This is a genomic window from Paenibacillus periandrae, assembly GCF_022458865.1.
In the GTDB taxonomy this organism is placed as follows: Bacteria; Bacillota; Bacilli; order Paenibacillales; family NBRC-103111; genus Paenibacillus_S; species Paenibacillus_S periandrae.
On the sequence record NZ_JAJNMU010000223.1, the window covers coordinates 1 to 255 of the forward strand.

At 52.2% G+C, this 255-nt stretch carries 1 pseudogene; it reads right to left on the reverse strand.

Going from position 1 to position 255, the window contains the following annotated elements:
* Positions 1–193: pseudogene (locus LRL21_RS45315) on the reverse strand (extracellular solute-binding protein); the annotation flags it as partial.
* Positions 194–255: the final 62 nt, after the last annotated feature.

The following is a 255-nucleotide window of genomic DNA, read 5'->3' on the forward strand; positions in this document are numbered from 1 at the left end:
CGGAATCTACCTTGCTCAGGTTCGGAATGATCGCTTGATCCAGTTTCATCCATATTCCGTCTTTCTCGCCCTTGGTAAGATTGCTGAGTCCGGTTTCGAACACATCAACGTCGACGCTCTTTTGGCCAGCTTTCTTGGCACCAAGCACTTTGTCCACGGCAGCGCCTTCCGCTTGACCGTCCGGCAGATGCACTAGTTTGACCTTAATGTCGGGGTTTGCCTTCTCAAATTGGGGCGCAAGCGTCTCCCACATTT